Here is a 7,765-nt window from a genome sequence, read left to right on the forward strand (position 1 = left end):
AGCGTAGATGCCGATGGTGCCAAAGTCGATCGTGGTCGAGGCGTTGCCGGTGTAATAGGCGCAGTCCGTCGACACAGCACCCTTAAGGGTGAAGGTCGCGCCGTCGTTGTCTGACGCCGTGCCGTTATTCGCGGCCGAGCTGCCTTGGATCAGGATCATCGACACGTTCTGGTTCGAGTTCGTATGGATGTTCAACGCCTGCAAGCCAGCCAGATACGGGGCTGCCAGAGGCTCAGACGTTTCATTGATCGTCGCGTTTGGGATCAGATAGGCACCACCGACACCAGGCAGGCTGATGGTCGGACCGGCGGTCACGCCAGCCGTGGCAGAAGCATGATAGACGGTGTCGGCCATTGCGGGGGCGGCGATCATGGCGAGCGCGGCGGCGCCGGCCATCAGGGAAGCGAACTTCTTCATTTCTGTCTCTCCAAGCGAATGATTTCGCGAAAAATAGTCGACCGAGGCGGCAGTCCCTCCCCGTCCGATCTCGTCCAGTTAATCTTCCATTAACAAACGGTCAACAATAAAAAACGCCGTTAGCTACGATTTTTGGCGTATTCGCGTGGCGCGCGAAATCTTCGTTTTGCTCAACTAAAGCAAAAATGCGCCTGCTTCTTCTTGATGCAAGCGCGGAATCTATTCCGTATGCGCTATTAACTTGAACTTAATCGTTCAGACGCGAGGCGTTACCGTCACCGTCAGGGTTTCGGTATATTGACCTGCCAGAAGACCTGCTCCGGCCGGTTGACGCGTGCGGAACTCGATCTTGCCGCCGCCGGCCGCGATGCCGTCGCCACTGCTCAGCATTCCCACATGGTCGGCGCTGCTGAAGCTGGCCTGCACCGTGCGGGGTTCAGGCCGAAGCGTCGGAACGGTCAAGGTGACGTCATAGGGGAGGACACCCGCGAACGGGCCTTCGCCTTGCGGTTTGGTGACGTGAGCCAGACCGCCTCGCGCCGAAGTCACGCCCAGATCGAACGGCACATTGCAGTTCAGACCGAAAAGCGCGGTAGCGCGTTCGCCGCCCGTCAGTTCGCCAAAGTCGATGTCTCCGCCGCCCTGTATCTCGCAACGTGGGACGATCTGGCCCACGACGTTGACGTTCAGGGTCTTGCCCACGTCGAGGTTGTCGGCGACAGGCTTGGCCAGGGTCGGCCACGCAGTGGCGGCGACGATCAGCGCAACGGCTCCGCTCAGCCGGCGGACCGACGCGCGCAAAGGCTTCGATGAATTCTGCATTGCCCAACCCCGTTTTCGTCCCCAAGGACGGCCCGTCACCCTGACGGTTCGCCCCACCCCTTCCAAAAGCCGTGCCACCCCGAACCGAGACGTTCGGCGCCGGGCAGACTTGGGTTAACAAATAGTTAACGGTGGCCGCTTTACGCCGAAGATCGGCGGTATGCAATGTGTTTGCTGAACAGCGTTGTGCGTCAGGCTGCCGCAAGTGCGCGGCGTTCGCAGAACTCGGTCATCGCTTTCGGGACGGCTAGGCTGACGACGCCAGTCACGGTGCTTCGGCGGCGAGCACGTGTATTCTCAGCGTCCCATCGCGGGACAACCAACCGCTAGCGAACTGTTTCACAATGGCACACAAAATCGAGTAGCTGCCCGAGATGGCGCCGCTCCGCAGCCGATGCGGCAACGTGTCGAGGATCGGGACTGGAGCGGGTGAGGGGAATCGAACCCCTGACATTCAGCTTGGGAAGCTGACGTTCTACCTCTGAACTACACCCGCACAGAAAAGACGCCGAAGCGGCGTCTGCGCGCTCCGGCGTTGATTGTCTTAGCCGCCGCAGCGGCCGCGCTCAAGGCAGAGGTTATTGCGCCGCCTCGACCGTCACGCCGCGCTTTTGCAGGATGGCCTGGACGCTGTCGTCGCCGGTCAGGTGGGCGGCGCCGACGGCGATGAAGGCAGTGCCGGAGCCTTCGAGCAGGGTCTGGATCTGGTTGGCCCAGTCGGTGTTCCGATCGACCAGAATGGCTTGGTAGAGCGTCGGCGAAGCCTCCTTCATTTCCGTGATCGTGACGCGGTCCAGCGTGGCGACGTCGCCCCGGGCCCAGGCCTCGACCATTTCATCCAGCTTGATGGCGGCGTTCTCGTAGTCCTTCAGCGTCTCGCGCAGGAAGACCAGTTGCACGTCGTCGGGCAGGCCGGCCAGGATGCCGATCTGTTTGTCGATGGTCTCGAAGCCGTGGATCGGCTTGCCCGCCGCTTCGGCCCGCGCCTTCAGCACCAGTTCGACGCCGGACTTGGGATCGTAGCCGGCCTTGATCAGCGGCGCGACCGACAGGCTGAGCGCCGCCAGCCAGGGCTTCATCGGCTGAAGCTGGGCGGCGGAGGCGCCCATGGCCTTGGCGGCCGCATCCAGTTCGGCGTGTTCTTCCGACGTCAGGCGGCTGGACAGGGGCGTCTCGGGCGACAGACCGTGCTGCTGGATCAGCGGCATGATGGCGGCCTGGTCATCCGGATTGCTGATCTCGAACCAGATGTCCGAGGCGCTGTCGAAGGCGGCCTCGACGCGGGGGCTGGCCCATCCGGTCGTCGGGCGAAGCACATGGACAGAGCCGAACATATACAGGGTCGAATCCGCATCCTTGATCACCCACAGGGCGGGGCCCTGGCCCTGGATGGGCGCAGCGGCGGCGGGCGCCGTTGTCTGGGCCAGGGCGTCGGCCGGGACGCCGGCGATGGCGACGAACAGGGCCAGCCCGCCGGCGACACCGACGGCGCCGCGCGCTAGGCTGGAAACGGACGACAGAAGGCGATCGGTGAAGGTCATGAGATGTCTCGTTGTTGTCCAAAATGAAAGAGAAGCAGGACGGATCAGGCCAGGCCGCGACGCACGCTGATCCACACGGAGCAACCCAGATAGAGCGCCATCAGGACGGCGTAGATGTCCCAGGCCGTGATGGCGGGTGCAGCGCCCATACGCTCGGCGGCGGCCCAGAGAAACAGGACCAGTTGCCCCGCGAGAAAGGTGACGGCCGCCGCCTCGATCACCGCTCGACGCAAGAGCTCGTCGGCCTGGCGATAGATGCGCACATTCATCACCGTGTGGAGCACCAGCAGAAGGCCGACGGCGCTGAGGCCGAGCACAGGATTGACGCCCGCCATGCTGAAGACGACCGGCAGAGTCAGGATGACGCCGGAAAAGCCCATGACCAGCGCCTGAAACCGGGCCAGAGCCGTCTCATCCGACGAGGCAGGGCCATCCAGATTGTACATCCGACCGAGGCGGTCGGCGTTCAAACTGACGTACATCGCCCACAGCGATCCCGCGACCAGGGCCAGGCCGACCAGCATCGCCAGGCCGTCCGACCAGCGCAAGTCCATGTCGGTCGGGCCGAGTCCGCCCGGCGCGATCCTGGCCAGCCAGGCGCCGACGCCGTAGCCGATCACCCCGAAGACAGCGCCGAAAACAAAGGCGCGAACCCAGCGTGGCCAGGATCCGGGAGAGATAGCGGAAGGCCTCATTTCGTCGGCTCCTGATCGTCCGAGAAGATGGATTCGATGGGCTGGCCGAAGACGCGCGCGATCTTGAAGGCCAGCGGCAGGGAGGGGTCGTAACGGCCGGTCTCCAGCGCGTTCACGGTCTGGCGCGACACGCCCAGATGTTCGGCCAGCTGCGCCTGGCTCCAGTCGCGTTCGGCCCGCAGGACCTTGAGACGATTGTTCATGGCTCAGCCCCGCATCCGCGCCAGCCACCACCACACCCAGACGACGGTATAGCCAATCAGCATGGGGGCGATCATCAAGGCGGCGCCGGCGGACACATAGTCGATGGGCGAGCCGCCCGAGCCGATTTCACGCGCGATGATGTCACGCCACGGCCCGGCCGAGGACAGGATCAGGCCGACGCCGCTCACGCACATGCCGGCCGTGCCGCCCCAGTACCAGGCCGCCTTGTGCGCCTCTCGCGCAGCCTCGTCGATCACGCGCATCCATTCGGCGCCGATCCACAGGGCGCCGGCCATGATGGCGGCGGCGAAGACAGCGGTCACGATCAGTTCGCCCATCTCGGGCGCGATCCATCCCGCACTGGAAGTGTAACCGACCACGACGCCGCCCAGTAGGGCGAACAACAGGCCGCCGCCAAACGTGATCACCGTCGCCTTGATTACCGGCCGCCACTTGCGCATCAGTCAACACCCCTTGTCCTATTGACAAGCTACATTGACATTCCCGCTCAGATGCTGTCAAGCGCCCTTTCCACGCCGAGGCTTTTTATTCGACCTTGGCGGCGGCGATCAGTTCGGGACGGGCGATGGCGCGAGGGGCGGTTTCGACCGGCGTCAGATCCGGCAAGGCCTTGCCCTCGTGATCGACCTGCAAATCTTCGAACCGGCGAGCCGAGACCATGACCTGGCTTTCGAGCGAACCGACGAACTGATTGTACTTGCCGACGGCCGTATCCAGCGCGCGCCCGACGGCGGAGGCATGACCGCCCATGACCGACAGCCGCTTGTAGAGTTCGCGGCCCAGGGCGGCGACCTTGTCGGCGTTGGCCGCCTGCTCTTCCGCGCGCCAGCCATAGGCGACGGCCTTGCACAGGGCGAACAGGGTCGAGGGCGTGACGATGACGACCCGGGAGGCCATCGCCTGGGTCATCAGGTCCGGCTCATGGTCCAGCGCCGTGACTAGAAACGCATCGCCGGGCACGAACAGGACGACGAAATCCGGGCTGGGCTTGAACTGGTCCTGATAGGCCTTGGACGACAGTTGGCGCACATGGGTCTTCAGGCTGGCGGCGGTGCGCAGGCCGACGGAGCGGGCGCGCGCCTCCTCGTCGCCCTCCCCGTCGTCGAAGGCCAGCGGGACCTTGGCGTCGATCACGAACATGCCGCCGCCGGGCAGGCGGACAATGAAGTCGGGCCGGTTCTGGCGGCCCTCGTCGTCGGCGCTGGACGTCTGCTCGGTGAAGTCGAACCGCCCCGCCATGCCGGCGGCCTCCAGCACATTGCGGCAGGTCTGCTCGCCCCAACGGCCGCGACGGCCCGTATTGCCGCGCAGGGCTTCGGTCAGCTTGCGCGCCTCGTCGCGCGTGGCGGACGAGGCCGTCATCAGCTGGGCCAGTTGCTCGCGCAGCCCCCCGGTCTCTTCGGACCGCGTCTTCTCCAACGCGGCGACATGCTCCTGGAACTTGGTCAGGGTGTCGGCGACAGGTTTCAGCTGGGCGGCCATCCGCTCGCGCGCCAGCTGGTCCTGAGCGCGGAAGGTCTCGGTCGCGCGACTGACCATCTGATCCGCCACGACCTGGGCCGACTGCGCGGCCTGGGCCTTGAGCAGTTCGCCCATGGTCACACGGCTTTCCTCGACCAGATCGATGCGGGCCTCCGCCGCCGCCAGCGCGCCGCTCGTCCTCTGCCAGCCCATATAGGCCCACAGAAAACCGCCCGCGAACGCGGCGGCCAGGACAGCGAGGATCAGCACAAGCATGTTCATGCTCCGTTCCTAACGGGAGTCGCCTTCAATGAGAAGCGGGGCCCTTCCGGCGCCGCTTGTCCGGAACGTCGCCGTTGCGATGACGTTGGTGTCTCAGCCATTTGCACGAAGGACCCGCCCATGACCCCGGAAAAGCCCCACCGCCACGACACCGCCGCCGATGCGGTGCACGACGGCCGGCCGGTCGACGCCGAACTGGTGCGCAGCGGCCGCAAGAACCCGCGCATCGCCGTCATACTGGCGGTCTCGACCTTCGCGGCCGCAGTGCTGCTGCTGGGACTGTGGTTCGTGACCAACGGCGCTTTCAACGCCAAGAACGCTGAGACGGGGCCGCAAGCCGCCGCCGCCGAGACCCAGGCTTTCGCGGGCGACAGCCAGACGCCGCCCGCCGCCGACGCGCCAACGGATTCGACGGGCCGCGCCGTCGCCACACCGACGGGCGAAGCGCCGAACGTCAACGCCCCGACGGTGCCTTCGAACTAACTCGGTCAGGCCGGGCGGCGGGCGCGAAGGGCCTGTACGATGGTGCCGTCGTCCAGCCAGTCCAGTTCGCCGCCGACCGGCACACCGCGCGCCAGCGAGGTGATCTCCACATCCGGCCCGGCGATCCGCTCAGCGACATAGTGGGCGGTCGTCTGCCCATCGACCGTGGCCGGCAGGGCCAGAACGATCTCGCGCACGCCCCCGCCCCTGACGCGCCCGACCAGTTCGGTGATCCGCAGATGCTCGGGCCCGACACCGTCGAGCGCGGACAGCAGTCCGCCAAGCACATGGTATTTGCCGCGAAAGGCGCCGGATCGCTCCATCGCCCACAGGGCGCCGGCCTCTTCGACCACGCAGATCAGACCATTGTCTCGCGATCCGTCCGAACAGATGGCGCAGGGGTCGCGCGTATCCGGCGCGCCGCAAACCGAGCACGACACGACCTTTTCCGCCGTCTCGGCCAGCGACGCCGCCAGCGGCACCAGCAACTGCTCGCGCCGCTTCAATAGAGCCAGCGCCGCACGCCGCGCCGAGCGCGGGCCCAGACCCGGCAGTTTGGCGAGAAGGGAGATCAGCCGTTCGATCTCCGGCCCGGCGGAGGCGGCCATCAGAACAGTTTCGGCATTCCGGGAATGTTCATCCCGGCCATGGGGCCTGCGGCCTCGCGCATCAGGGCGTTGTTTTGCTCATCCAGCTTGCGCTTGGCGTCGGCATGGGCGGCGACGATCAGATCGGCCAGGATTTCGCCTTCGCCCGGGCTCAGCAGACTGTCGTCGATCTTGATGGCCGTAATCTCGCCAGGCCCCTTGAGGGACACCGAGACGAGGCCGCCCCCGGAAGAGCCCTCGGCGATCGTTTCGGCCATCTTGGCCTGGGCGTCCTGCAGCTTTTGCTGCATTGCCTGCGCCTGCTGCATCAGTTGGGTCAGATCTTTCATGCCCTCTAGATAGGGCGAACAAAGCCCGGGCGACAGAGGGCTTGTACTCGTTGCGCAAGATCGAAACCCAGTCTTTCGGGATTGGCGCTTGCGGCTGTTGCGAAACACCCTAATTAGCACCTGTACTCGTTGCTATTTAAGTCAGGAACGCATCCCATGGCCTATGACGCTACTCATCAACGCGACGTCCCGCTGTCGGACGCCGCTCTGTCGCAACTGTTCACCGAGGCGCGCACGCGCAACGGCTGGACCGACCGCCCCGTCGCGCCGGAACTGCTGCGCAAGCTGTATGACCTGACCAAGTTCGGGCCGACAGCGGTCAACGGGTCCCCCGCCCGCTTCGTCTTCATCACCTCGCCCGAGGCCAAGGCCCGCCTGATTCCGCTGATGAGCGAAGGCAATCGCGACAAGACGCAGCAGGCCCCGGTGACGGTGATCGTCGGTCAGGACATGGACTTCCACGATCATCTCGACGCCCTGTTCCCCCACGCGCCGGGCGCCAAGGCCTGGTTCGCCGACGAGGCCGGTCGGCGTGAGACCGCCTTCCGCAACGCCTCGCTGCAAGGCGGCTATCTCACCATCGCCGCCCGCGCCCTGGGCCTGGATGTCGGGCCGATGTCCGGCTTCGACGCCGCCGGCGTGAAGGCCGAGTTCTTCCCCGACAGCCATGTCGAGCCGAACTATATCCTCAACCTCGGCTATGGCTCGGACGAGAACCTGTTTGCGCGCTCGCCGCGCCTGTCGTTCGACGAGGCCGCGCAGATCCTCTGAGCCGAGCGCTCAGCCCGAAACGAAGAAGGGCGGCCCGTCGGGCCGCCCTTTTGTCGTTCATCGCCGGAACGATCAGGTGTTGGGGGGCGCAGACGCCGTCGCGGCGGGCGGGGCCGCCGGGGTCGCCTGAG

11 protein-coding genes and 1 tRNA gene are annotated in these 7,765 nt (G+C 65.7%); 2 read left to right on the forward strand and 10 right to left on the reverse strand.

Annotated elements, in window-relative coordinates; all coding sequences use genetic code 11:
• From B3T77_RS00415 to B3T77_RS00450, 8 genes are all read right to left on the reverse strand, one after another.
• Positions 1–396: hypothetical protein (locus tag B3T77_RS00415; protein WP_292075990.1), on the reverse strand; the 396-nt coding region annotated here is incomplete at its 3' end.
• A gap of 276 nt (positions 397–672) precedes the next feature.
• On the reverse strand, positions 673–1,239 hold the full coding sequence (locus B3T77_RS00420; RefSeq protein WP_292075992.1) for a hypothetical protein: 567 nt from the start codon (positions 1,237–1,239) through the stop codon (positions 673–675).
• A gap of 421 nt (positions 1,240–1,660) precedes the next feature.
• Positions 1,661–1,735 (reverse strand) — tRNA-Gly (locus tag B3T77_RS00425).
• Between the two features lie 82 nt (positions 1,736–1,817).
• On the reverse strand, positions 1,818–2,780 hold the full coding sequence (locus B3T77_RS00430; RefSeq protein WP_292075994.1) for a TraB/GumN family protein: 963 nt from the start codon (positions 2,778–2,780) through the stop codon (positions 1,818–1,820).
• A 44-nt stretch (positions 2,781–2,824) separates the two neighbouring features.
• Positions 2,825–3,475, reverse strand: coding sequence for a hypothetical protein (locus tag B3T77_RS00435; protein ID WP_292075996.1), 651 nt, complete (start codon positions 3,473–3,475; stop codon positions 2,825–2,827).
• A complete protein-coding gene (locus tag B3T77_RS00440; protein WP_039244055.1) occupies positions 3,472–3,678 on the reverse strand; it encodes a helix-turn-helix transcriptional regulator in 207 nt (68 codons plus the stop codon). The genes B3T77_RS00435 and B3T77_RS00440 overlap by 4 nt, the downstream gene beginning before the upstream one ends.
• A gap of 3 nt (positions 3,679–3,681) precedes the next feature.
• A complete protein-coding gene (locus B3T77_RS00445) occupies positions 3,682–4,140 on the reverse strand; it encodes a hypothetical protein (RefSeq protein ID WP_292076002.1) in 459 nt (152 codons plus the stop codon).
• A gap of 85 nt (positions 4,141–4,225) precedes the next feature.
• Entirely contained in the window at positions 4,226–5,443 is a 1,218-nt protein-coding gene (locus tag B3T77_RS00450; protein WP_292076005.1) for a DNA recombination protein RmuC, read from the reverse strand.
• Positions 5,444–5,563: 120 nt separating this feature from the next.
• Between B3T77_RS00450 and B3T77_RS00455 the strand changes: the two genes are divergently transcribed.
• Entirely contained in the window at positions 5,564–5,926 is a 363-nt protein-coding gene (locus tag B3T77_RS00455; protein WP_292076008.1) for a hypothetical protein, read from the forward strand.
• Positions 5,927–5,931: 5 nt separating this feature from the next.
• Here the strand turns inward: B3T77_RS00455 and recR are convergent, their stop codons facing one another.
• Entirely contained in the window at positions 5,932–6,534 is a 603-nt protein-coding gene (gene recR / locus B3T77_RS00460) for a recombination mediator RecR (RefSeq protein WP_055754449.1), read from the reverse strand.
• A complete protein-coding gene (locus B3T77_RS00465) occupies positions 6,534–6,863 on the reverse strand; it encodes a YbaB/EbfC family nucleoid-associated protein (protein ID WP_039244052.1) in 330 nt (109 codons plus the stop codon). Before B3T77_RS00465 ends, recR begins: the two co-directional genes overlap by 1 nt.
• 156 nt (positions 6,864–7,019) lie before the next feature.
• Between B3T77_RS00465 and B3T77_RS00470 the strand changes: the two genes are divergently transcribed.
• Positions 7,020–7,634 (forward strand): malonic semialdehyde reductase, encoded by a 615-nt coding sequence (locus tag B3T77_RS00470; RefSeq protein ID WP_292076017.1) that lies wholly within the window; start codon positions 7,020–7,022, stop codon positions 7,632–7,634.
• The last annotated feature ends 131 nt before the right edge of the window (positions 7,635–7,765 follow it).

Origin of the sequence: Brevundimonas sp. UBA7838, from assembly GCF_002500885.1 — a bacterium.
Classification (GTDB): Bacteria; Pseudomonadota; Alphaproteobacteria; order Caulobacterales; family Caulobacteraceae; genus Brevundimonas; species Brevundimonas vesicularis_C.